Raw genomic sequence first — 22,243 nt, forward strand, 5'->3', positions numbered from 1 at the left:
CTTTAACGGTAAGCGCTCAGGCGGCCGTCTTCGGAGAGAATGTAGAGCGTGTTGTCCGCGACCACCGGCTCGAGGAAGATTTCGTCCGCCACTTCGTTCGTGGAGACAACCGCGCCGTCCGCCGGCGACACCGCGACGAGATCGCCCTCGCTGCTCGTGAGATAAAGGCGATCCGATGCCAGCACCGGCCCCTGCCACATGATCGGGTTCTTGCGCTTCTTGACGTTCCGCCAGCGCGGGAGCTGCGTCACCCAGCGCACGCGCCCGTCCGAGCGCTGCACCGCCACGAGTTCACCGTCCACGGTCACCGCGAAGATATATTCGCCCGCGACCCAGGGCATCGAGGTGCCCGCGAGGTTGCGTTCCCATACGCGCTGGCCGGTCGACAGGTCGAGGGCCACCATGCGGCCGCCGTGCCCGATCGCGTAGACCCGGCCGTCGCTGATCACCGCTGAGGCATCAATGTCGCTGAGCGCGGCGAGCGAGGTGGTGGAGCCGGTGCGGTTGAGCGCATCCTGCCAGACGCTGCGCCCGTTTTCGACGCGCAGCGCAATAAGCTCACCGCTTGAAAAGCCGACAACCGCGGTGCCGAGCGCAACGGCGGGCGCCGCGGTGCCGAGCAGGCCGGCGGGCTCGACGGTCGCGGCGTTTTCCCACAGCGTTTCGCCGGTCGCGGTGGAGAGCACCTGCAACTGGTTGTCCTGCGTCATCACGAAGAGCTGCGAGCCCTCGACGGCAGGCGCGCCGCGCAGCGGCATACCGATATCGACGCGCCACGCCTGCGCACCCGTCGCGGCGTCGTAAGCGGCAACGAGACCGTAGCCCGAGGTCGCATAGACGCGGGCGCCGTCGGTGGCGACACCGCCGCCGAACGCGACGTTCTGGGATTCGCCGTCCTTGCGCAGCGTCGCCGACCAGAGCTGGCCGCCGTTTGCGGCGCTGAACGCGCGCACCGCCGCCTGGGTATCGATCGTGTAGACACGTCCGCCGGAAACCACCGGGCCCGACGTCAGCCGTTTCGTCCGATCGCTGCCGCTGCCGATCGAGACCGACCAGGCGCGCGAGGGATTGGCCCGCAGGCTGAGATGCCCGAGCGCCTTCGCCGCGCTGCCGCCCGGCTGTGTCCACTCCGCATTGGCGACGGGCGGCGGAAGCGCGACCGTGGTGTTCGCAAGGTCGGGGTCAGCGGTCGTCCGCGCCTCGTAGCTGAGCACGGCGAGGCGCTCTCCGGCGATCTTCGACTTGTTCTTCTCTCCGCCGCCGCGGAAGATTCCGCAGCTGGCAAGCGCCACGACCAGCGGCACGACGACGATAAGCGATTTACGCATCAATTCTTTCCGGTTGTCGGTTCGGCTGCCGGAGCATCCGCCACGGGGGCAGCATCGGGGGCAACGTCGGGGAGGCTGCCGAGCGAGGCGGCGAGCTGCTGCGCGCGCTGGCGCAGCGACGGTGCGATGGTTTCGTCTGACGAGATCGCGGCGAAGATCGGCCCCGCGAGTTCGGGCTTGCCCTGCGCCATGTAGGCGACCGCGAGCATCTCTCCGGCAACGCCGAACCACGGCGCGCCGGGCTGCGCGAGCGGCTTCAGTCGCGTCACGATCTCGGCGGGTGCGAGCGTATCATATTCGACGCGCACGGCGGTGATCGTCGCAAGGTCGCGCAGCGGCTGCGGCAGCTTCGCGTCGGCGGCAAGCGCCTTATATTCCGCAAGCGCCGCGGCATTGTCGCCGTTTTCAACGGCGCGCGACGCCTTGGTGAACCGTGCGAGCGCCGTGTAGCCGCCGTAGTTTCCGGTCGCGAAGCGCTCGATTTCCTCGACGGCCTTGGCGTTTCCGATTTCGAGACCCTGCTGCGCGGCGGAGAATTCCTCGCTGAGCACGCCGGCATTGCGGACCTGCTCCTCGCGCCACCAGAGGAAGCCGGCAAGCGCGACGAGGCCGACGCCAATCGCAATGACGATCCAGCGCCCGTAGCGGTTCCAGAAGCCGGAAAGCTGATCCCGGCGAAATTCCTCGTCAACCTCGCGGATGAAGGCGTCTTCGGGCGCTGTGCCCGATGGTTCCCTGGCCAATGTCGTGCCTCTCAAATTGTGCGCGGGACCATAGCGATGGCCGCGCGCGCACGCAAAACCCTATTTTTCTTCGTCGGCCCGGTAGAGGTTGTCTTCCGTGGGGAAGGTCCGCGCGCGCACATCGGCCGCATAGTCCTTCACCGCGTCCGCCACCACCTTTGACATCGCGCCGTAGCGCTTCACGAACTTGGGCGTGCGCTCGAAAAGGCCGAGCATGTCTTCGGCAACCAGCACCTGCCCGTCGCACTGCGCCGAAGCGCCGATGCCGATGGTGGGGCACGCAACCGTCTTCGTGATCTCGATGGCGATCGGTTCCATCACGCCTTCGATCACGATCGAAAACGCGCCCGCATCCGCCATCGCCTGCGCGTCAGCGACGATCGACCGGGCCTCCACGTCGCTCTTGCCGCGCACGCCGTAGCCGCCGAGGATGTTCACCGCCTGCGGCGTGAGGCCGACGTGCGCCATCACCGGGATGCCGCGCGACGTGAGGAACTCCACCGTGGGCGCCAGCACCTTTCCGCCTTCGAGCTTCACGGCCGCCGCGCCGGTTTCCTTCAGAAGCCGCGAGGCGTTGGTGAACGCCTGCTCGGGCGAGGCTTCGTAGCTGCCGAACGGCATGTCGACGATGACGGCGGCGTGATAGCTGCCACGCACGACGGCGGCGCCATGCGCGCACATCATCTCCATCGTCACCGCCACCGTGTGCGGCAGGCCGTAGATCACCTGCCCCAGCGAATCGCCGACGAGCAGCATGTCGCAGTGCGGATCCATGATCTGTGCCATGCGAACCGTGTAGGCGGTGAGCATCACGAGCGGCTCGCCGCCCTTGCGCTGCCGTATGCGCGGCACGGTCAGGCGCTTCATCGGCGCCGGGGTGGGGTTGGCACGGCTCGTCGAGGTGTCGAGCGTGAGCGTCATCGAGGTCGTAGACATGCGCGGCTTGTAACGCCTCCGCGCGGGCGTGGAAAGCTCAGCGGATCAAGGCGGCGTAAACCTCGGGCTTGAAACCGGCGACGCGCGTCTTGCCGTTATCGAGAATGGGGCGCTTGATCATCGAAGGCTGCGCCAGCATCAGATCGACCGCTTTCTTCGCATCAAGCTTCTCGCGGTACGCATCCGGCAGCTTGCGGAAGGTGGTTCCGGCGCGATTGAGCACCGTTTCCCAGCCGAGTTCCTTCACCCACGCTTCAAGGCGGGGCCGGTCGATGCCCGCTTTCTTGTAGTCGTGGAACGTGTAATCGACGTCGTTCTGCTCAAGCCAGGTCCGCGCCTTCTTCACCGTGTCGCAGTTCGGGATGCCGTAGAGCGTGGTCATTGGAACCTCGTTGATGTTTACCGGCTCATGCGCCTTACGGGGATGTCGAAGTGCATCACATCCTCGCGCGCGCCGAGCCCCGTGTAGAGCGCGACGGCGGGATCGTCACCATAGTCGGCCTGAACGTAGATGACCCACGCGCCGCGCGCGGCTGCGATCTCCTGCAACCGCCGGATGAGCGTCGTCGCGACGCCCTGCCTTTGGTGCGCCTCCGCAACGGCAAGATCGTAGATGTAGACCTCCGACCGCTCCTGCTCGAACTTTTCCAGCACGTAGGCCGCAAGACCGCCGACAACGACACCATCCCGCTCGGCAACAAGCGCGATAAAAGTGTCCTTCGCCAGCAGTCGCCGGAGCCATGCATCGCCGGGCGGCTTTGACACATAGCTTTCGGCATCGCCGAACACGTCCGCAAACAGCGTGTTCATCGCGCGCAGGCTCGCGGAATCCGCTGCGCCGAGCTGCCGGATGCCGATCATTCGGGCGTGCGCCGCTCCGTGTTCGGATAGCGGACGCCGAGCTGTTCCATATAGGAGCCGTAGCGGGCGGGGTTATAGTAGTGCTTCCGCAGCTCCGGCCGAAATTCGTCCATCCGCTTGCGGTTGAGCAGGATCGGCGGCGTATCTTCGGCCGAAAGGAAGGACACGTACTTCTGGTCCTTCGTCTGCACGTCGGTGAAATAGGTTTTCGCCTCGGCGAGCAGCGCGGGCTTCGTCATCAGATCGACGACCGTCATCGCCATCGCCATCGCGCCGTTCACGACGCCCTTGTGCGCGATCGGCGTCGCCATCGCGATCGCCGAGCCCCAGTGATGCGCGGGGATGCCGGGGATATTCGAGGGATAGGTGAGCGTGATCGTCGGCACCGTCCACGAAATGTCGCCGATGTCATCCGAGCCGCCGATGTAATTCTCTTCCGGCGGCGGACGCAGCGCATCGACCTTGGCCTTCAGTCCCTCCTCGGGGGCGCCGAGATTGTGCTGCACGGTCTTTGCGAAGGCCTGATCGTCGGCGCTCCATGCGGGCATTCCCACAGCGCTGATGTTCGCCCACGCCGCCTCGGCGAGCGGCTTGTTGAAGTGGCGCGGCGCCGCGACGCCCAAGATACGACGCGTGACCTTCGTGTCGGTCATGGCCGCGGCGGCGTCTGCGATGCGGTTGCCGATCGCGAAATTCTCCTTGATGCGATCGAAGGTCTGCTCGCGGAAATAATACCAGACCGACGCCTGCGGCGGCACGACATTGGGCTGATCGCCGCCGTTGGTGATGACATAGTGCGAACGCTGCTGCAGGCGCAGATGCTCGCGCCGCATGTTCCAGCCCATGTTCATCAGCTCGACCGCATCGAGCGCGCTGCGTCCGAACCACGGCGAGGCGCCCGAGTGCGCGGCCTTGCCATCGAACGTATAGGAGGCCGAGATCATGCCCGTGCCCGCCGCCTCACCCCAGCTTGTCGTGAAGCCGCTCGACACATGCGCGAAGAGAACCGCGTCGGCATCCTTGAACACGCCCGCGCGGACGAACCACGCCTTGCCGCTGAGAAGCTCTTCGGCGACGCCCGGCCAGATCATCAGGCGGCCGGGGATGCCTTCGCGCTGCATCACCTCCTTGGCGGCGAGCGCGGCGACCACCACGAGCGGGATGCCGCTGTTGTGCCCTTCGCCGTGACCCGGCGCTCCCGGCACGATCGGATCATGATAGGGCACGCCGGGCTTCTGCGAGGCCTGCGGCACGCCATCGATATCGCTGCCGAGCGCAATCAGTGGTCCGCCGCTGCCCCATGTCGCCGTCCAGCCCGTCGGCAGCCCGGCAACGCCGCGCGTGACCTTGAAGCCGTTCTTTTCGAGAATGTCGGTGACGTAGCGGCTGGTTTCGGATTCTTCGAAACCGATCTCGCCGAAGCTGAAGATCGAGTCGGTCATCTGCTGCGCGAGTTTTCCGCGCGCCTCGACGGCCTTGGCGACTTCAGCTTTCAGCGCGGCGTTTTCAGCGGCTGCTGCCGCACCCGGAAGAAGCGCGAGACACCCCGCGAGCCCCACGACAAACGCTGAACCGCGAAATCCCTGCTTCATGCCCCACCCTCCTGCAAGCTGCTCGACAAACGTCTGTCCGCAAACTTGCCACCCGGTAGGCGCGAACGCCAATGCCTATCGAGGCGCTCGGCGCCTTATTCCCACTCGATCGTGCCGGGCGGCTTCGAGGTGTAATCGTAGACGACGCGGTTGATGCCCTGCACTTCGTTCACGATGCGCGTTGCGACGCGGCTGAGGAAGGCGGCGTCGAAGGGGTAGACGTCCGCGGTCATGCCGTCGACCGAGGTTACGGCGCGGAGCGCGCAGACGCGGTCGTAGGTGCGGCCGTCGCCCATCACGCCGACGGTGCGGACGGGGAGCAGCACGGCGAACGCCTGCCAGATCGCATCGTAGAGACCTGCCTTGCGGATCTCTTCGAGGTAAATGCGGTCCGCCTTGCGCAGCGTGTCGCACTTCTCCTTGTCGACCTCGCCGGGGATGCGGATGGCAAGGCCGGGGCCGGGGAACGGGTGGCGGCCGACGAATGCCTCGGGGAGGCCGAGTTCGCGGCCCAATGCGCGGACCTCGTCCTTGAAGAGTTCGCGCAGCGGCTCGACGAGCTGCATGTTCATGCGCTCGGGCAGGCCGCCGACATTGTGGTGGCTCTTGATCGTAACGGACGGCCCGCCGGTGAACGAGACGCTTTCGATGACGTCCGGATAGAGCGTGCCCTGCGCGAGGAAATCGGCGCCGCCGATCTTCTTCGCCTCGGCCTCGAACACGTCGATGAAGGTCTTGCCGATGAACTTGCGCTTGGCTTCGGGATCGGAGACCCCCGCTAGACCGGAGAGGAACAGCTCTTCGGCGTCCACGTGCACGAGCGGGATGTTGTAGGCCCCCCGGAACAGCGAGACGACTTCCTCCGCCTCTTGCGAGCGCATCAGGCCGTGGTCGACGAACACGCAGGTGAGCTGTTCGCCGATCGCCTCGTGGATCAGCACCGCCGCGACCGCCGAATCGACGCCGCCCGAAAGCCCGCAGATGACGCGGCCCTTGCCGACCTGCTTGCGAATGTCCGCGATCTTGGCGTCGCGGTAGCCCGCCATCGACCAGTCGCCCGCGCAGCCCGCGACGTGGCGCACGAAGTTCGAAAGCAGCTTCGCGCCGTCCGGCGTGTGCACGACCTCCGGGTGGAACTGCACGCCGTAGAAGCGGCGCACATCGTCGGCGATGGCCGCGAAGGGTGCGCCGTCCGACTTCGCGACGACTTCGAAACCCTGCGGGATCGCCTCGACACGGTCACCGTGGCTCATCCAGACCTGATGCTTCTCGCCGGTGGCCCAGAGGCCGTCAAACAGATGGCAATCGCGCACGATCTCGATGAACGCGCGGCCGAATTCGCGGTGGTCCGACGGCGTGACCTTGCCGCCGAGTTCAGCGCACATCGTCTGCTCGCCGTAGCAGATGCCGAGCACCGGCACGCCCGCCGCGAACACGGCGTCCGGCGCCTTCGGGCTCGCGCCTTCGGTGACGGAGGCCGGGCCGCCCGAAAGGATGATGCCTTTGGGCTTCAAACGCTCCACCGCCGCCTCGCCGCCCGAAAACGGCACGATCTCGCAGTAGACCCCCGCCTCGCGCACGCGCCGGGCGATGAGCTGCGTCACCTGGCTGCCGAAATCGAGAATGAGGATGGAATCGCCGTGGGGAACGGTCACGCGGGGCCTCGAAGATCAGAACGTGGGAATCCGGCCGGGTTAACGCTGCAGGGGGGGCGTGTCCAGCCATGGCTTTGAAGGCGGCGAAAGGTGACGACGTTTGTTCGAGACGCCCTTTCCTTACGGTGTTTCGCCCACTCCTCACAAAAGCTTCCGCGAATCGTCACGCCGCTGTCAGGCGCCACGCCGAGACATGGTTAACGCTGGCGCGGGACGCCAGTGCAATGCCAACCGTCCTTACAGGGGTATTCGTATGCTCAAGCTTCTCCTCGGCGCTGCCGCGTCCGCCGTTTTCGCCGCCTCCGCCCACGCCGCCGTCATCACGCCGGTTTCGGCGACCGCCAGCAGCACGTTCAACAACGGCTTCTACAACGCCGAAAACCTGATCGACGGCAGCGGCCTTTCGGGCGGTCAGCACGATTCGAACTTCGCCAACATGTGGATGACCGACCTCGGCGCAAGCAAGGCGCAGGTGACGTTCGACCTCGGCGGCCTCTTCAACCTCGCGAGCGCGGACATCTGGCAGTTCAACTTCGGCACCAACACGCCGGTGATCTCCACGCTCGACCGCGGCGTGAAGGATTTCCGCGTGCTCGTTTCGCTCGACGGCGCGAGCTTCAGCGAGATCTTCACGGGAACGCTCGACCGCGCGCCGGACGGATCGCCGATCACCGCGCAGACCATCGCACTGTCGGGCGCCGCGCGCTTCGTGCAGTTCGATATCCTCAGCAACTACACCTACGGCACGATCTACGAAGCCTGGGAAGCCTCGGGCCTTTCGGAAGTGCGCTTCAACAGCGCGGACGTGCCGGAACCGGCCAGCCTCGCGCTCGTCGTGCTCGGCCTCGGCGCGCTCGGCTTCGCCCGCCGCCGCCGCGCGATCTGACCTCTCCGTCCCCGCCGGGCATGTGCGCGGCGGGGACACGCCTTCCCTCTTGAGAGACGGCGCAAACCCGCCTACATACGGCCTCACATCAAGAGTTGGGTTCAGCCCAACGCCAACCTGCTTTCCGGGCAAGGTGGCGCTCCCTTCGGGGAGGATGTGGCCGAGCCGGCAACCAAACGGATCAAGCCACCGCGTCTTACCCGGAAAGTGACCCGAGGATAGACGCGTCGATGCCGATCAAGATTCCCGACGACCTGCCCGCCCGCAGCACGCTGGAGCGCGAAGGCGTGATGATCATGGGCGAAGCGGACGCCGTGCGGCAGGACATTCGTCCGCTGCGCATCGGGCTTCTGAACCTGATGCCCAACAAGATCCGCACCGAAACGCAGATCGCGCGGCTGATCGGCGCGACACCGCTGCAGATGGAACTGACGCTGGTGCGGATGAGCGACCACGTGCCCCGCAACACGCCCGCCGACCACATGCTGTCGTTCTACCGGCCGTGGAGCGACGTTCGGGACGAATATTTCGACGGCTTCATCACCACCGGCGCGCCCGTGGAGCTGCTGCCCTTCGAGGAGGTAAGCTACTGGGACGAACTGCGCCGCGTGTTCGACTGGACGCAGACCAACGTGCACGGCAGCTTCAACATCTGCTGGGGTGCGCAGGCGGCGGTGCATCACTTCCACGGCGTGCCCAAGCACGCGCTGGACAAGAAGGCGTTCGGCGTTTTCGAACACCACAACCTCGCCCCGGCCTCTCCCTATCTGCGCGGCTTTTCGGACGATTTCGCGATCCCCGTTTCGCGCTGGACCGAAGTGCGGCGCGAGGATCTGCCGGAAGATCACGGCATCGTCGTGCTTGCCGAAAGCGCCGAGACGGGGCTCTGCCTGCTCGACGACCCGCAGCACCGGTCGCTGCACATGTTCAACCATGTCGAGTATGATTCGACGTCGCTCGCCGAGGAATATTTCCGCGACCGCGACGCCGGGAAGCCGATCGAGGTGCCGAAGAACTACTTCCCCGGCGACGACCCTTCGGCGACGCCGCAGAACCGCTGGCGGAGCCACGCACACCTGCTGTTCGGCAACTGGATCAACCAGCTCTACCAGACCACGCCGTTCGACATGGCGGACATCGGCCGGAGCTGAGCGGGCGCGGCTACCAGCCGACGCCGGGCTCGGCGAGATAGGCGAGTTCGTCGGTCGTTGACGCACGATCGAGGATCGCGTTGCGCGTCGGATAACGACCGAAGCGTTCGATGACGGCGGCGTGATCGCGCGCGAAGTCGATCTGATGTTCGAGACCAGGCTCCGCGAAGCAGCGCAGCGCAAACCGCTGCACGCCGCGATCCTCGGCGTGCATCAGCGGCATGTAGAAAAAGCCGCGCCGAATAGGCGCGAGCTGCCGGTGCCAGCCCTCGCCGATGCCGAAGAGCGTGAGATCGAGCGCGGCGGCATCCGCTTCGAACGCACGCGGGGTATCGCGGTGAATGTTGCGCGAGAACTGATCGAGCAGGATGATCGCGGCGAGCAGCGTATCGGCATCGCGCGTCCAGGGCGAGGTGTCCGCAAGCGCCCGGTCGCGCAGCGCACCGAAGCGCCGAACAATCTCTGCATCGAGGTCGGCGGATTTCGTCCAGTGCTGTTCGGACGTCAGTTCATCGAACCAGAAATGAAGAACGGCGGCGGACTCTTCGCGAACGGACAAAGGCTGGTCTCCTGCAGGAAGGGGGGGGATGCAGGAGACCAAGCCTAGCCGTAGATGGCTGCAAGAGCCAGTCAGCGACCTGCGTAAGCGCTTTCGAAGCGGAAATCGGTGATGCGGTCATTGCGGACGTAGCAGGTGAAGCTCTCGTCGCGGCGGTTGTCGTCGCGGTCGCTGCCGCGCAGCTCGACGCGGCCCGAGACGCGGTACTCGCCGCCCTGCCGATCGAGCCCCCCGATATCGTTCACGCGCGCCTCGCGGCCGTAGCGGCTGCCGAGGTCTTCGGCTTCGCGTGCGCACGTGGAAATCGCGGCGCGTTCTTCCTGCGTGCGGTTGTTCCAGTCGCGGTCCTGCCAGCCCCAATCGCTATTGCCCGGACGGCCGTAGGTGCCGTCGCGGTTCCAGTCGCCTTCCGGCTCCCAGCCCGAATCGAGCGGACGTTCCCGCTCTTCCTCTTTCTTCTTCTTGGACGCGCCGGAGAGAACGGCGATAAGGCCGCCCGCGACCACGGCGCCGACGATCGCGTCGCCAAGATCGAAACCGTCGCCACGGCGGTGGCGGCGATAGTAGCGGCCGTCGGCATGGGCTTCCGATACGCCGAGCGGCGTGTTCGCGAAACCGGGAATACCCGCCATTGAAGAGACCACGATGGCCGTGGCGATGCCGAAACCCGTTACCTTGCGCATGATGCTACCCCGCGATGATCTGCCGCGAGAATGCGCCGGGCGAGCTTTATCCGCGATGAACCGAAATCGCCTCCAGCGCGGCGCGAAGACCGGCGGGAAGCGGCACGGGGCGGCGAGTTTCGCGGTCCACGTAGACATGGATGAAAAAACCCTCGGCGGCCGCTTCGGCCTCCCCTTCCGCAAACAGCCCGACCTCGTAGCGGACGGAGGAGGTGCCGATGTGGGCGGCACGGATCCCGGCTTCGATCGTCTGCGGAAAGGCGAGCGGCGCGGCATAGCGGCAGCCGGTTTCGACGACGAGGCCGATGACGGCGCCGCCGTGGATGTCGAGCACGCCCGCCTCGATCAGATGCGCGTTCACCGCCGTGTCGAACCAGCTGTAATAGACGACGTTGTTGACGTGGCCGTAGACGTCGTTGTCCGCCCAGCGCGTGGTGATGCCGCGGAACGCGGCGTAATCGGCGCGGGCGCGGAAGGGTTCGCGGCTCAAAGCGCGGCCTCGTAGAGACGGCGCGCGTCCGCAAGGTCGATCTCGCACGGATTGTTGATGAGCAGGCGCTGCTGCTTCATCGCTTCGGATGCAAGCAGATCGAGGTCGGCTGCCTTCACGCCGACATCGCGCAGGCGCGCGGGCACGCCGCAATCGGCGGCAAGGGCGACGAGGGCTTCGACGAGGCCCTGCGCCTGCGCCTGCCGACCGAGAGAGGCCAGGCTGGAATCGAGGATCAGCGCGAGGTCGGCGTAGAGCGGCAGGGCGGCCGCCATGTTGTGGCCGAGCACGTGCGGCAGCATCAGCGCGTTCGACAGCCCGTGGGGGACATGGAAATGCCCGCCGAGCGGATAGGCGAGCGCGTGCACGCCCGCGACGGGGGCATTGGCGAAGGCGACGCCCGCGAGGTGCGACCCGAGCAGCATCGCGCCGCGCACGTCGGGATTGGCGGGATCATCGCAGGCTTGGCGGATATTGGCGCCAAGGAGGCGGAGCGCTTCCTTCGCGAGGGCGTCCGACAGCGGGTTCTTGAGACGCTTCGTGGTGAACGCCTCGATGGCGTGGACCATCGCGTCGATGCCGGTGGCGGCAGTGACACCGCGCGGCAGGCCGAAGGTGAGCGCCGCGTCGAGGATCGCCCAGTCCGCATAAAGCGGTCGCGAGACAACGCCCTTCTTCTCGGCGCCGCCGACGGTGAGGATCGCGATGGGCGTGGCTTCCGAGCCGGTGCCCGCCGTGGTGGGGATGAGGACGAGCGGCAGGCGCGCGCCCTGCGCCTGATCGACGCCGTAGATGCTATCCAGATCATCGCCCGAGCCAAGCAGGTAGGCAACCACCTTGGCGACATCCATCGGGCTGCCGCCGCCGAAGCCGATAACCGACGTGACCCCGGCCTCGCGCCCGGCCGCGACGGCGGCAAGCGCGGTTGCAGAAGAGGGGTCGGCCTCGACGGCATCGAACACCAGCGCCCGGTCACCGAGCGCACCCAGCATCGGATCGGCAAGGCCAAGGCCGCGCACGCCTTTGTCTGTGACGACGAGCACGGGGCCTTCGGGCACGAGATCGGGAACGGACGTGCTGCGGCCGGTCCCGGAGAGCACGCGGGGGCCATAGTCGAAGCGGAAGTCGGTCATGGGCCGCACCCTATTGGCTCACCCGAAAAAGAAAAGGGCCGCACCCGAAGGCACGGCCCCTGTTCTTTCAGCGAAAGCGCCTGATCAGGCGGCTTCGGCTTCGTCGTATGATTCGACCGGACCAGAGTCCTGGCCCTTGGCGCTGGTGTCGCGATCGACGAACTCGATGATCGCCATCGGCGCGGCGTCGTCTCCGCGAATGCCGGCCTTCAGCACGCGGATGTAGCCGCCGGGGCGACCCTCGTAGCGCGGTCCGAGCACCTCGAAGAGCTTCTTCAGCTGTGTTTCGTCCATCAGGCGCGACTGCGCGAGACGGCGATTGGAAAGGCCGCCCTTCTTGGCGAGCGTGATCAGCTTTTCAACGTACGGGCGAAGTTCCTTCGCCTTGGGCAGCGTGGTCTTGATCTGCTCGTGCTTGATGAGCGCGGCGGCCATGTTGCGGAACATCGCCTGACGATGGCTCGAGGTACGGCCGAGCTTACGGTGTCCTACGCGGTGACGCATTTTGTCTTCCTTCTCGTTTGTTCACGGAGCCGTGCGAGGTACTCCGGACCAGGCGGCAGAAACCGGGCGCCGCCCAAACCCGTGCGGGGTAAGGCCGAAGCCTTAGCCCCCAATTCAGCCCATGATTTCCTGTTCGAGCTTCTTGGCGAGTTCCTCGATGTTCTCGGGCGGCCAGCCCGGGATTTCCATGCCGAGGCGAAGGCCCATCTGCGAGAGGACCTCCTTGATCTCGTTGAGGCTCTTGCGGCCGAAGTTCGGCGTGCGGAGCATCTCGGCCTCGGTCTTCTGAACGAGGTCGCCGATGTAGATGATGTTGTCGTTCTTCAGGCAGTTCGCGCTGCGCACCGACAGTTCCAGCTCGTCCACCTTCTTGAGGAGGTAGCGGTTGATGGCGCCTTCGTCTTCCTGCGCGGCGGCAGCCGTGGAGGGAACGGCGGCAATCGCGGTCGGCTCGTCGAAGTTGATGAACAGCGCCAGCTGGTCCTGAAGGATGCGCGCCGAATAGGCGAGCGCATCATCCGGCGTCACGGTGCCGTCGGTTTCGATCGTGAGCGTCAGCTTGTCGTAGTCGAGTTCCTGGCCGACGCGGGTGTTTTCCACCTTGTAGGCGACCTGACGCACCGGCGAGTAAAGCGCATCGACCGGCACGAGGCCGATCGGCGCGTCCGCCGGACGGTTCTGCGAGGCAGGCACGTAGCCCTTGCCGGTCTCGACCGTCAGTTCCATGTTGAGCGTCGCGCCCTCGTCGAGCGTGCAGATGACGAGATCGGGGTTCATGATCTCGATATCGCCCGTCACCGAGATCTGGCCCGCGGTGACTTCGCCCGGACCTGACGCGGTGAGGTGCAGACGCTTGGGCATGTCGTCGAGCATCTTCACCGCGACCTGCTTCACGTTGAGCACGATGTCGGTGACATCCTCGCGCACGCCCGTGAGCGAGGAGAACTCATGCAGCACGCCATCGATCTTGATCGAGGTGACGGCAGCACCCTGCAGCGAGGAGAGCAGCACGCGGCGGAGCGCATTGCCGAGCGTGAGGCCGAAGCCACGCTCCAGCGGCTCGGCGACGAACGTCGCCTTCCGCGCCTTGTCCGCGCCGGCCTTCACTTCGAGGCTGTTGGGTTTCTTCAGTTCCTGCCAGTTCTTTGCAATTACGGCCACTGTCTTCCCCTTCGCGGGCTGGCGGGCCGGAGCCCGCCGCATAGGATTTTCGGACGAAACGCTTCGGCGAAACGCGCGGACGCGCTCAGACGCGGCGGCGCTTCGGCGGACGCACGCCGTTGTGCGGGATCGGCGTCACGTCGCGGATCGCGGTGATCTGGAAGCCGACCGCCTGCAGCGCGCGGAGTGCCGATTCGCGGCCCGAACCCGGGCCCCGGACTTCGACTTCCAGCGTGCGCACGCCGTGCTCGGCAGCTTTCTTGCCGGCGTCTTCCGCTGCGACCTGCGCGGCGTAAGGCGTCGACTTGCGGCTGCCCTTGAAGCCCATCGTGCCGGCCGACGACCAGGCAATCGCATTGCCCTGCGCGTCCGTGATGGTGATCATGGTGTTGTTGAAAGAGGCGTTCACATGCGCGACGCCCGAGGTGATGTTCTTGCGCTCGCGGCGTTTGATGCGAGCCGGTTCCCGTGCCATTTCGAATAGCTCCCTTTTGCTCGCTTATTTCTTCTTGCCGGCGATCGGCTTCGCCTTGCCCTTGCGGGTGCGGGCGTTCGTGTGCGTGCGCTGACCGCGGACCGGCAGGCCCTTGCGGTGGCGAAGGCCGCGATACGAAGCAAGGTCCATCAGACGCTTGATGTTCATCGACGTCTCACGGCGGAGGTCACCCTCCACAGTGTGATCGCGGTCGATCATCTCGCGGATCTGGATGACTTCCTGATCGGTGAGGTCCTGAACGCGGCGTTCGGCCGGGAAGCCGAGCGTCGAGCAGATCTTCGCAGCGGTGGTACGGCCGATGCCGTGAATATAGGTAAGGGCAATCACGACGCGCTTGTTGGTCGGGATGTTAACGCCCGCAATACGTGCCACAGACGGTTCTCCTAGCTCCACAGGCCGCGTGGGCGCGCGGGCCTATCTCAAAGCGTGAAACCCCAATGAACACACAAAACCGGCGAGCACGCGTTATGCGCCGCCGGAATGCGATACATTCGGGATGTGGGGGAGATAGGAGCCGAATCGGCCCCTGTCAAGCGGCGTCAAGTGGCCGGGCGACGCCGGTGTCAAGATACGAAACGCAGCGGCCGCCGGAACGGGCCCGCCCTTCGCGGTTGACGCGTGCATCGCATATCGCCATCGGCGGTTGCAATATCGTGAACGGGGGATCGCATGGCTGAAGCCGGACAACTGCCGTCATCGACGCGGCGCGTGCTGACGGCGAGCCTCGTGGGCACGGCGGTGGAGTTCTACGACTTCTATATCTACGTGACGGCGGCGGCGCTGGTGTTCGGGCCGCTGTTCTTTCCGGCGGAATCTCCTTCCGTTCAACTGATGATGTCGTATGCGAGCTTCAGCATCGCGTTTCTCGCGCGGCCGCTCGGCGCCAGCGTTTTCGGCCACTTCGGCGACCGCATCGGGCGCAAATCGACGCTCGTCGCGTCGCTGATGCTGATGGGCGGCTCGACGCTCGCGATCGCCTTCCTGCCGACCTACCAGACGGCCGGCTGGATCGCGCCGCTGCTGCTCTGCATCCTGCGCTTCGGGCAGGGCTTCGGCCTTGGCGGCGAATGGGGCGGCGCGGCGCTGCTCGCGGTGGAGAACGCGCCGCCGGGCTGGCGCGGGCGCTTCGGCATGTTCCCGCAGCTCGGCGCGCCAGTCGGCTTCATCGCGGCGAACGGTCTGTTCCTGATCCTCGGCCTCACACTGACGCAGGAGCAGTTCTTCGCGTGGGGCTGGCGGCTGCCGTTTCTTGCAAGCGCGGTGCTCGTCGGCGTCGGCCTGTGGGTGCGGCTGAAGCTGACCGAGACGCCTGCCTTCGCTGCCGCGATGGAACAGGGGCCGCCGCCGAAGGTGCCGCTTGCCGAGCTGCTGAAGGATTACTGGCGCGAGACGCTGGCGGGCACGCTCGCGGTCGTCTGCTGCTTCGCGATCTTCTACCTCGCGACCGCGTTCGCGCTCGGCTACGGCACGACGACGCTCGGTATCGCGCGCGAGACGTTCCTGTCGATCCTGCTCGGCGCGATCCTGTTCATGGCCGTGGGCATCCTGATCGCGGGCTGGCTTTCGGACGTGAAGACACCGCGCTTCATCCTGATGGCGGGCTGCGTCGGCACCGTGCCGACGGCGCTTTTGATGGCGCCGATGATGGAAGGTGGGGCGCTATTCCCGATCTTCGCATACCTGTCGCTTATGCTTCTGATGATGGGGTTCGTTTACGGTCCGCTCGGCGCGTTCTTGCCCGGCCTGTTTCCGGCGCGCGTGCGTTACACGGGCGCATCGATGGCGTTCAACGTGGGCGGCATCCTCGGCGGCGGGCTCGCGCCCAACATCGCGCAGGCGCTCGCCGACCGGGGTGGGCTTGCGCCGGTGGGGCTCTATCTCGCGGGCGCGGCGACGGTGAGCTTCCTCGGGCTGCTGATGGTCAAGCCGGAGCCCCGCTGACGTTTCAGGCGTGCGGCAAGGGCTTGTCGCGCAGGAGCGCGAGCAGGTCGCGGTAGGCGGGCTCGTTGGTGGTTTCCGCAAGCTTCGCTTCGAAGGCGCGGTAGGTATCGAGCAGGGTGCGGCCGAAGGGCGTGAGGCGCGCGCCTTTGTCTGCGCCGCCGCCCGCGGTCGTCTCCACGACGCGGTCTTTCCAGCAGCGGTTGAGACTGTCGACGAGGAGCCAGGTGCGGCGGTAGCTCATGCCCATCGCCCGGCCCGCGCCGGAGATCGAGCCTTCGCGGTCGATGGCTTCAAGAAGGTCCGCCTTGCCGGGCCCGATCGCGGGCTCGCCGCCGCAGAAGATCTGCGCCTTGAGCTTGAGCGGGCCGATGATCGCCACGCGGCTCAGTCTTTGGGAAACAGCGCGGCGAGGCGGGTGAGCTGTTCGTTCAGCACCTGGCCGACGAGCGGCGCGGTCGCCGGGACATCGAAGCGCATGTGCCCGCCGACGACATAGGTCTGCGTGATCTCGGTGCCGTTCGGGACGGGCTTCAGCGCCCACATGAGCGTGGCGGCGACGCCTTCGGATTGCAGGGGCCCGAGCCCGCCGACCAGGCGCAACGTGCTGCCGGGCATGGCAAACACGACGCGCATGTGCTCGACCGAACCGCCGTCCGGCAACGCCTCGCAGAAGCAGCCGCCCGCCTTCGCATCGAGCGTGAAGTTCGCCGCCTTGCCCGAATAGCTGTGGTCAGGGTTCCAATAGCGCGCGGGCGCGACAAGCGCCGCCCAGACAGCTTCAGGCGTGGCCGCCGCGACGGCCTTGTTTTCGACGACGAAGCCGCTTTCGCCGATCTTCACGTCCGCAGCGGCAGGCGCGGCGGCAAGCACCAGCACGGGTAGAATGTAGCGCATACGTCCCTCCCCTCAATTCAGAGCGGAAGTGTGCCCGAAAAGCGCGTCAGGCGTCCAGAATTGCCGCGATGCTGGCAGCGACGTCGCCCATGTCCGCCATGCCATCGACGCGCTGCACGAGGCCGCGCGCTTCGTAGATCGGCAGGATCGGCGCGGTCTTGGCGCGGTATTCGGCCATGCGCGTGCGGACCGTCTCGGCGTTGTCGTCGGGGCGGCGCTTGAACTCGGTGCCGCCGCAGACGTCGCAGACGCCTTCGGTCTTCGGCTGCTTGAACGTGTCGTGGTAGCCTTCGCCGCACTTCGCGCAGGTGAAGCGGCCCGTGATGCGCTCGACAAGCGCGTCTTCATCGACATCGAGCTCAATGACGTGATCGAGGCTGCGGCCACGCGCGCTGAGGATCGCATCGAGCGATTCCGCCTGCGCCGCGGTGCGCGGATAGCCATCGAAGATCGCGCCCTTATCCGGGCCCATCTCGTCGAGCTTGTCGCCGATGAGGTCGGAGACGATCTCGTCGGAAACGAGCTGGCCCGCGTCCATCACGGCCTTCGCCTTGAGACCGACCGGCGTTCCCGCCTTCACCGCCGCGCGAAGCATGTCGCCGGTCGAGAGCTGCACCATGCCGCGCTCTTCGACGAGCTTGCTGGCCTGCGTGCCCTTACCCGCCCCCGGCGGGCCGAGCAGTATGATGTTCAACGCCGATTCCCCCTCAGCTTCGCCTTCTTGATGAGCCCCTCATACTGGTGCGCAAGCAGATGCGACTGAATCTGCGCAACCGTATCCATCGTTACGTTGACGACGATGAGAAGGGAAGTGCCGCCGAAATAGAAGGGCAGCGCGAACGACGAGATCAGGAATTCGGGGATGAGGCAGATGAGCGTAAGATACGCCGCGCCGACCACCGTGATGCGCGTGAGCACATAATCCAGATACTGCGTCGTCTTCTCACCCGGACGAATGCCGGGAATGAAACCACCCTGCCGCTTCAGATTGTCCGCCGTCTCCTCAGGATTGAAGACGACCGCCGTGTAGAAGAAGCAGAAGAAGATGATGCCGAACGCGTAGAGCGACATGTAGAGCGGCGAGCCGTGCTGCAGCGCGGTGGTGACCGCGATCATCCATTCGTTCTGCGAATTCTGCCCGGCGAACTGCGCCACGGTGAGCGGCATCAGCAAGAGCGACGAGGCGAAGATCGGCGGGATGACGCCCGCGGTGTTGAGCTTCAGCGGCAGGTGCGAGCTTTCGCCCTGCGACATGCGGTTGCCCACCTGGCGCTTTGGATACTGCACAAGGATGCGTCGCTGCGCGCGCTCCATGAAGCAGATGAACGCGATGACGAGGATGACCGCGAGGATGATCGCGAGGATGACGATGCCCGACATCGCGCCGGTGCGGCCCTGCTCGAAGAGACCCGCAAGCGCGCCCGGGAGCGTCGCGACGATGCCCGCCATGATGATGAGCGAAATGCCGTTGCCGATGCCGCGCGCAGTGATCTGCTCGCCGAGCCACATCAGGAACATGGTGCCGCCGAGCAGCGTGATCATCGTGGTGATGCGGAAGAACCAGCCCGGATCGAGCACGGCCGACGCGCCCTGGCCCGCGCCCCAGCCTTCGAGGCCAACCGCGATGCCGTAGCCCTGGAACAGCGTGAGCGCCACTGTGCCGTAGCGCGTATACTGGTTGATCTTCTTGCGGCCGCTCTCGCCCTCCTTCTTCAGCTGCGCCATGGTGGGCGACAGCGAGGTCATGAGCTGCACGATGATCGAGGCCGTGATGTACGGCATGATGTTGAGCGCGACGATCGACATGCGTTCGAGCGCGCCGCCGGAGAACATGTTGACGAAATCGAGCACGCCGCCGCGCGTCTGATCGAACAGAAGCTCGAGCTGAATGGGATCGATGCCAGGCAGCGGCACGAACGAGCACAGGCGGAACACGATGAGCGCGCCGAGCGTGAACCACAACCGCTTCTTGAGGTCGGTCGCCTTGGAGAACGAGCCCCAATTGAGATTGGCTGCAAGTTGTTCGGCTGCTGACGCCATCACATTACCCCGGAAAAAGCTCTGCCCTGCCCCCGATACGGCCGGCGACCGGAACTAGATAGGGCGCGGGACGGCTTTGCGCCATGCCCACGCCCCGAAAAATCCGTGTCAGCCCTCGGCGGACTCAGCGGCAACCGTCGTGGTGACCTTGCCGCCGGCCTTCTCGACCGCCGCGAGCGCGCCCTTGGAGGCACGCGCGACGGTGATGTCGAGCTTCGCCTTCAGCTCGCCCTTGCCGAGCAGGCTGACGCCGTGCTTCGACTTGCGGATGAGGTTCGCGGCGAGCAGCTCGGCAGCGCCGATGGCGGCCTTCGCATCGAGCGTCTTCTCGTCGATCGCGCGCTGGATCGTGCCGACGTTGACGATCGCGTAATCCTTGCCGAACGGGTTGTTGAAGCCGCGCTTCGGAAGACGCATGTGGAGCGGCATCTGGCCGCCCTCGAAGCCGTTGATGGCAACGCCCGAACGGCTGGTCTGGCCCTTCTGGCCGCGGCCGGCGGTCTTGCCGAGACCCGAACCGATGCCGCGCGCAACGCGCGTACGGCTCTTGCGGGCGCCCTTGTTGTCCTTGAGATCGCTGATTTTCATTGTGTGCACTCGCTTTCGCTATGTTCGCGCCAAATTCGAAGCCCTCTTTCGCGGAGAAAGAGGGCTCGAACCTATTCTAGTTGATGACCTGCACCATGTGCTGGACCTTGCGGATCATGCCGCGGACTTCGGGGGTGTCCTCAAGCTCCGACGTGCGGTGGAGCTTGTTGAGGCCGAGCCCGACGAGCGTCGCGCGCTGGTCCTTGGTGCGGCGGATGGGCGAACCCACCTGCTTGAGCTTGATCTTCGCCATGATGACTTACTCCGTGACCGCGTCGGCTTCGACCTGAACGGCAGCGCCGGACACATCGCCGCGACGGCCGATGAGGTCGGCGATCTTCTTGCCGCGACGCTGGGCAACAGCCTTCGGAGAAGCCTGTTCCTTCAGCGCCTCGAAGGTCGCGCGGATCATGTTGTAGGGGTTGTTGGTGCCAACCGACTTCGTGACGACGTCGGCAACGCCAAGGCTTTCGAACACGGCGCGCATCGGACCGCCGGCGATGATGCCGGTGCCCTGCGGCGCGGAGCGCACGTAGACCTTGCCGGCGCCGAAGTGGCCGAAGCCGTCGTGGTGCAGCGTGCGGCCATCGCGCAGCGGCACGCGGAGCATCGCCTTCTTGGCGGCGGCGGTGCCCTTCGAGATCGCTTCCGGCACTTCGCGGGCCTTGCCGTGGCCGAAGCCGACGCGGCCCTTGCCGTCGCCGACGACGACGAGCGCTGCGAAGCCGAAGCGCTTGCCGCCCTTCACCGTCTTCGAGACGCGGTTGATGTGGACGAGCTTCTCGATCAGCTCCTCGCCCGGCTCCTGACGCGGCTCGCGACGATTGCCGCGGCCGCCGCGGTCGTCACGACGACCACGTCCGGCGCCGCCTTCGCGGCCCTGTCCGCCGCGACCCCGACGGCCCCGGCCTTCGGTCTCGACCGCTTCCGCCTCGGGGGCGTCGATCTGGGTTTCGTCAGCCATACTAGAACTCCAATCCGCCTTCGCGCGCCGCCTCGGCGAGCGCTTTCACCCGGCCGTGAAACAGGAAGCCGCCACGATCGAAAACAACCTGCGTCACGCCTGCCGCCTTCGCCCGCTCGGCAAGGCGCTTGCCGACATCGGTCGCCGCCGAAACGGTCGCGCCGGCCTGGCCCTTCACGTCCTTGTCCAGCGTCGAGGCAGACACGAGCGTCTTGCCCGCGGCGTCGTCGATGATCTGCGCGTAGATGTGCTGCGACGAGCGGTGCACCGAGAGGCGGGGACGCGACCCGGCCTTCAGCCGAAGCCCCGTCCGCACGCGGCGGCGGCGCTGTTCGAATGGTGTGAGTTTCTTGCCCATCGCTACTTCTTCTTGCCTTCTTTGCGGAAGATGAATTCGCCGCGGTACTTGATGCCCTTGCCCTTGTAGGGCTCCGGCTTCCGCCAGCGACGGATTTCTGCAGCCACCTGGCCGACCTGCTGACGATCGATGCCCGAGATCTCGACCGTGGTCTGATCGGGCGTCTTCACCGTGATCCCCTCGGGGATCGCGAAGTCGACATCATGGCTGTAGCCGAGCTGCAGCTTCAGGGTGTTGCCCTGCGCGTTCGCGCGGTAGCCGACGCCGGTGATCTCCAGCGTCTTCGTGAAACCCTCGGTGACACCCGTCACCAGGTTCTGCACGAGCGTGCGCTGCATACCCCAGAAGTCGCGGGCACGCCGCGAGGCGTTCGCCGGACCCACGGAGATGCGACCATCCTCGACCGCGTAGCTGATGTCATCGTGCGTGACGATGCTGAGCTCGCCCTTCGGCCCCTTCACCGACAGCCGGCCATCGGCCAGCGTCGCGGTGACGCCTGCAGGTACGCTCACGGGTCTTTTTCCAATGCGTGACATCGTCAATACCCCTAGAAGACCTGGCAGAGCACTTCGCCGCCGACGTTCTGCTCACGCGCTTCCGCGTCTGAGAGAACGCCCTTCGGCGTCGAAACGATGGTGATGCCGAGGCCATTGCGGACGCGCGGCAAATCCTTCGCGCCCGAATAGACACGGCGGCCCGGCTTCGAGACGCGCTGCAGGTGCTGGATCGCCGGCTGGCCTTCGAAATACTTGAGATCGATACGAAGCTCGCGCATCGCCTGGCCGGTGTCTGCGGCAGAATAGCCGCGGATGAAGCCTTCGCGCTGCAGCACGTCGAGGACGTGGCTGCGCAGCTTGGAGGCCGGGGTGAGGACAGAGTCCTTGCGGGCCTGCTGACCATTGCGGATGCGGGTCAGCATATCGCCCAGCGGATCGGTCATCGACATGGGATCGATCCTTTCCTTACCAGCTCGACTTCGTCACACCCGGGATCAGGCCCTTGTTGGCCAGTTCCCGGAGCATGATGCGGCTCAAGCGGAATTTGCGGTAATACGCACGCGAACGGCCGGTGAGTTCACACCGGTTGCGGATGCGCGTCGGGTTTGCGTTGCGCGGGATCTCGGCAAGCTTCAGGCGCGCCATCAGACGCTCCGTCTCATCCTTGCTCTCGTCGTTCGCGATCGCTTTCAGACGGGCATACTTGCCCGCATATTGCTTCACGAGCTTCTTCCGACGCTCGTTCTTGTTGATCGAACTCAGTTTCGCCATGACTTAAGTTCA

29 protein-coding genes and 1 riboswitch are annotated in these 22,243 nt (G+C 65.9%); of the genes, 3 read left to right on the forward strand and 26 right to left on the reverse strand.

Features of this window, described 5'->3' with window-relative positions:
• Positions 1-2: 2 nt before the first annotated feature.
• From H2052_RS09595 to guaA, 7 genes are all read right to left on the reverse strand, one after another.
• Positions 3-1,328: a PQQ-binding-like beta-propeller repeat protein gene (locus H2052_RS09595; protein ID WP_293780779.1), complete on the reverse strand. Its 1,326-nt coding sequence runs from the start codon at positions 1,326-1,328 to the stop codon at positions 3-5.
• Entirely contained in the window at positions 1,328-2,071 is a 744-nt protein-coding gene (locus H2052_RS09600) for a tetratricopeptide repeat protein (protein ID WP_293780782.1), read from the reverse strand. Before H2052_RS09600 ends, H2052_RS09595 begins: the two co-directional genes overlap by 1 nt.
• Positions 2,072-2,131: 60 nt before the next feature.
• Positions 2,132-3,007 carry a 3-methyl-2-oxobutanoate hydroxymethyltransferase gene (gene panB / locus H2052_RS09605; RefSeq protein WP_293780785.1) on the reverse strand — a complete coding sequence of 292 codons (876 nt, stop codon included), beginning with the start codon at positions 3,005-3,007 and terminating at the stop codon, positions 2,132-2,134.
• A gap of 37 nt (positions 3,008-3,044) precedes the next feature.
• Positions 3,045-3,389, reverse strand: a complete 345-nt coding sequence (locus H2052_RS09610) for an ArsC family reductase (RefSeq protein ID WP_293780788.1) — start codon at positions 3,387-3,389, stop codon at positions 3,045-3,047.
• A gap of 17 nt (positions 3,390-3,406) precedes the next feature.
• Positions 3,407-3,868: an AAC(3)-I family aminoglycoside N-acetyltransferase gene (locus H2052_RS09615; RefSeq protein WP_293780791.1), complete on the reverse strand. Its 462-nt coding sequence runs from the start codon at positions 3,866-3,868 to the stop codon at positions 3,407-3,409.
• A complete protein-coding gene (locus H2052_RS09620) occupies positions 3,865-5,460 on the reverse strand; it encodes an amidohydrolase (protein ID WP_293780794.1) in 1,596 nt (531 codons plus the stop codon). Before H2052_RS09620 ends, H2052_RS09615 begins: the two co-directional genes overlap by 4 nt.
• A 95-nt stretch (positions 5,461-5,555) precedes the next feature.
• Entirely contained in the window at positions 5,556-7,115 is a 1,560-nt protein-coding gene (guaA, locus tag H2052_RS09625) for a glutamine-hydrolyzing GMP synthase (protein WP_293780797.1), read from the reverse strand.
• A gap of 253 nt (positions 7,116-7,368) precedes the next feature.
• Between guaA and H2052_RS09630 the strand changes: the two genes are divergently transcribed.
• Positions 7,369-8,001, forward strand: a complete 633-nt coding sequence (locus H2052_RS09630; protein WP_293780800.1) for a PEP-CTERM sorting domain-containing protein — start codon at positions 7,369-7,371, stop codon at positions 7,999-8,001.
• 80 nt (positions 8,002-8,081) lie between these two features.
• Positions 8,082-8,187, forward strand: a riboswitch (SAM-I-IV-variant riboswitch).
• A gap of 44 nt (positions 8,188-8,231) precedes the next feature.
• On the forward strand, positions 8,232-9,152 hold the full coding sequence (metA, locus tag H2052_RS09635) for a homoserine O-succinyltransferase (protein ID WP_293780803.1): 921 nt from the start codon (positions 8,232-8,234) through the stop codon (positions 9,150-9,152).
• 10 nt (positions 9,153-9,162) lie between these two features.
• Here metA and H2052_RS09640 read toward each other — a convergent pair whose 3' ends face one another.
• From H2052_RS09640 to rpsM, 8 genes are all read right to left on the reverse strand, one after another.
• On the reverse strand, positions 9,163-9,711 hold the full coding sequence (locus H2052_RS09640; protein ID WP_293780806.1) for a DUF924 family protein: 549 nt from the start codon (positions 9,709-9,711) through the stop codon (positions 9,163-9,165).
• A gap of 71 nt (positions 9,712-9,782) precedes the next feature.
• A complete protein-coding gene (locus H2052_RS09645; protein WP_293780809.1) occupies positions 9,783-10,394 on the reverse strand; it encodes a hypothetical protein in 612 nt (203 codons plus the stop codon).
• Between the two features lie 46 nt (positions 10,395-10,440).
• Entirely contained in the window at positions 10,441-10,884 is a 444-nt protein-coding gene (locus H2052_RS09650) for a thioesterase family protein (RefSeq protein WP_293780812.1), read from the reverse strand.
• Positions 10,881-12,017 carry an iron-containing alcohol dehydrogenase gene (locus H2052_RS09655; RefSeq protein WP_293780815.1) on the reverse strand — a complete coding sequence of 379 codons (1,137 nt, stop codon included), beginning with the start codon at positions 12,015-12,017 and terminating at the stop codon, positions 10,881-10,883. Before H2052_RS09655 ends, H2052_RS09650 begins: the two co-directional genes overlap by 4 nt.
• 84 nt (positions 12,018-12,101) lie before the next feature.
• Entirely contained in the window at positions 12,102-12,521 is a 420-nt protein-coding gene (gene rplQ, locus H2052_RS09660) for a 50S ribosomal protein L17 (protein WP_121047271.1), read from the reverse strand.
• A 114-nt stretch (positions 12,522-12,635) separates the two neighbouring features.
• A complete protein-coding gene (locus H2052_RS09665; protein ID WP_293780820.1) occupies positions 12,636-13,682 on the reverse strand; it encodes a DNA-directed RNA polymerase subunit alpha in 1,047 nt (348 codons plus the stop codon).
• Positions 13,683-13,767: 85 nt separating this feature from the next.
• Positions 13,768-14,157, reverse strand: a complete 390-nt coding sequence (rpsK, locus tag H2052_RS09670; RefSeq protein WP_121047270.1) for a 30S ribosomal protein S11 — start codon at positions 14,155-14,157, stop codon at positions 13,768-13,770.
• A 24-nt stretch (positions 14,158-14,181) separates the two neighbouring features.
• Positions 14,182-14,550 (reverse strand): 30S ribosomal protein S13, encoded by a 369-nt coding sequence (rpsM, locus tag H2052_RS09675; protein ID WP_271257745.1) that lies wholly within the window; start codon positions 14,548-14,550, stop codon positions 14,182-14,184.
• A 297-nt stretch (positions 14,551-14,847) separates the two neighbouring features.
• Between rpsM and H2052_RS09680 the strand changes: the two genes are divergently transcribed.
• Entirely contained in the window at positions 14,848-16,119 is a 1,272-nt protein-coding gene (locus H2052_RS09680; RefSeq protein ID WP_293780827.1) for an MFS transporter, read from the forward strand.
• 4 nt (positions 16,120-16,123) lie between these two features.
• Here the strand turns inward: H2052_RS09680 and H2052_RS09685 are convergent, their stop codons facing one another.
• The 11 genes from H2052_RS09685 to rpsN all read right to left on the reverse strand — a co-directional run bounded on the left by H2052_RS09685 (position 16,124) and on the right by rpsN (position 22,231).
• Positions 16,124-16,498 (reverse strand): LysR family transcriptional regulator, encoded by a 375-nt coding sequence (locus H2052_RS09685; RefSeq protein WP_293780830.1) that lies wholly within the window; start codon positions 16,496-16,498, stop codon positions 16,124-16,126.
• A 5-nt stretch (positions 16,499-16,503) separates the two neighbouring features.
• Positions 16,504-17,013 carry an ATPase gene (locus H2052_RS09690; protein WP_293780833.1) on the reverse strand — a complete coding sequence of 170 codons (510 nt, stop codon included), beginning with the start codon at positions 17,011-17,013 and terminating at the stop codon, positions 16,504-16,506.
• Positions 17,014-17,059: 46 nt separating this feature from the next.
• Positions 17,060-17,707 (reverse strand): adenylate kinase, encoded by a 648-nt coding sequence (locus H2052_RS09695; RefSeq protein WP_293780836.1) that lies wholly within the window; start codon positions 17,705-17,707, stop codon positions 17,060-17,062.
• A complete protein-coding gene (gene secY, locus H2052_RS09700; protein WP_293780839.1) occupies positions 17,704-19,053 on the reverse strand; it encodes a preprotein translocase subunit SecY in 1,350 nt (449 codons plus the stop codon). Before secY ends, H2052_RS09695 begins: the two co-directional genes overlap by 4 nt.
• A 108-nt stretch (positions 19,054-19,161) precedes the next feature.
• Positions 19,162-19,641 (reverse strand): 50S ribosomal protein L15, encoded by a 480-nt coding sequence (rplO, locus tag H2052_RS09705; protein ID WP_293780842.1) that lies wholly within the window; start codon positions 19,639-19,641, stop codon positions 19,162-19,164.
• 76 nt (positions 19,642-19,717) lie between these two features.
• Positions 19,718-19,894, reverse strand: a complete 177-nt coding sequence (rpmD, locus tag H2052_RS09710) for a 50S ribosomal protein L30 (protein ID WP_293780845.1) — start codon at positions 19,892-19,894, stop codon at positions 19,718-19,720.
• 6 nt (positions 19,895-19,900) lie between these two features.
• Positions 19,901-20,605, reverse strand: coding sequence for a 30S ribosomal protein S5 (gene rpsE, locus H2052_RS09715; RefSeq protein WP_293780848.1), 705 nt, complete (start codon positions 20,603-20,605; stop codon positions 19,901-19,903).
• A gap of 1 nt (position 20,606) precedes the next feature.
• A complete protein-coding gene (rplR, locus tag H2052_RS09720) occupies positions 20,607-20,963 on the reverse strand; it encodes a 50S ribosomal protein L18 (protein WP_293780851.1) in 357 nt (118 codons plus the stop codon).
• Positions 20,964-20,965: 2 nt separating this feature from the next.
• Entirely contained in the window at positions 20,966-21,499 is a 534-nt protein-coding gene (gene rplF / locus H2052_RS09725; protein WP_293780854.1) for a 50S ribosomal protein L6, read from the reverse strand.
• An 11-nt stretch (positions 21,500-21,510) separates the two neighbouring features.
• Complete coding sequence (gene rpsH / locus H2052_RS09730; RefSeq protein WP_293780857.1) at positions 21,511-21,909, reverse strand: 30S ribosomal protein S8; 399 nt, start codon at positions 21,907-21,909, stop codon at positions 21,511-21,513.
• Between the two features lie 16 nt (positions 21,910-21,925).
• A complete protein-coding gene (gene rpsN, locus H2052_RS09735) occupies positions 21,926-22,231 on the reverse strand; it encodes a 30S ribosomal protein S14 (RefSeq protein ID WP_121047258.1) in 306 nt (101 codons plus the stop codon).
• Positions 22,232-22,243: the final 12 nt, after the last annotated feature.

Source organism: Sphingosinicella sp. (assembly GCF_013911755.1).
Lineage (GTDB): Bacteria > Pseudomonadota > Alphaproteobacteria > Sphingomonadales > Sphingomonadaceae > Sphingosinicella.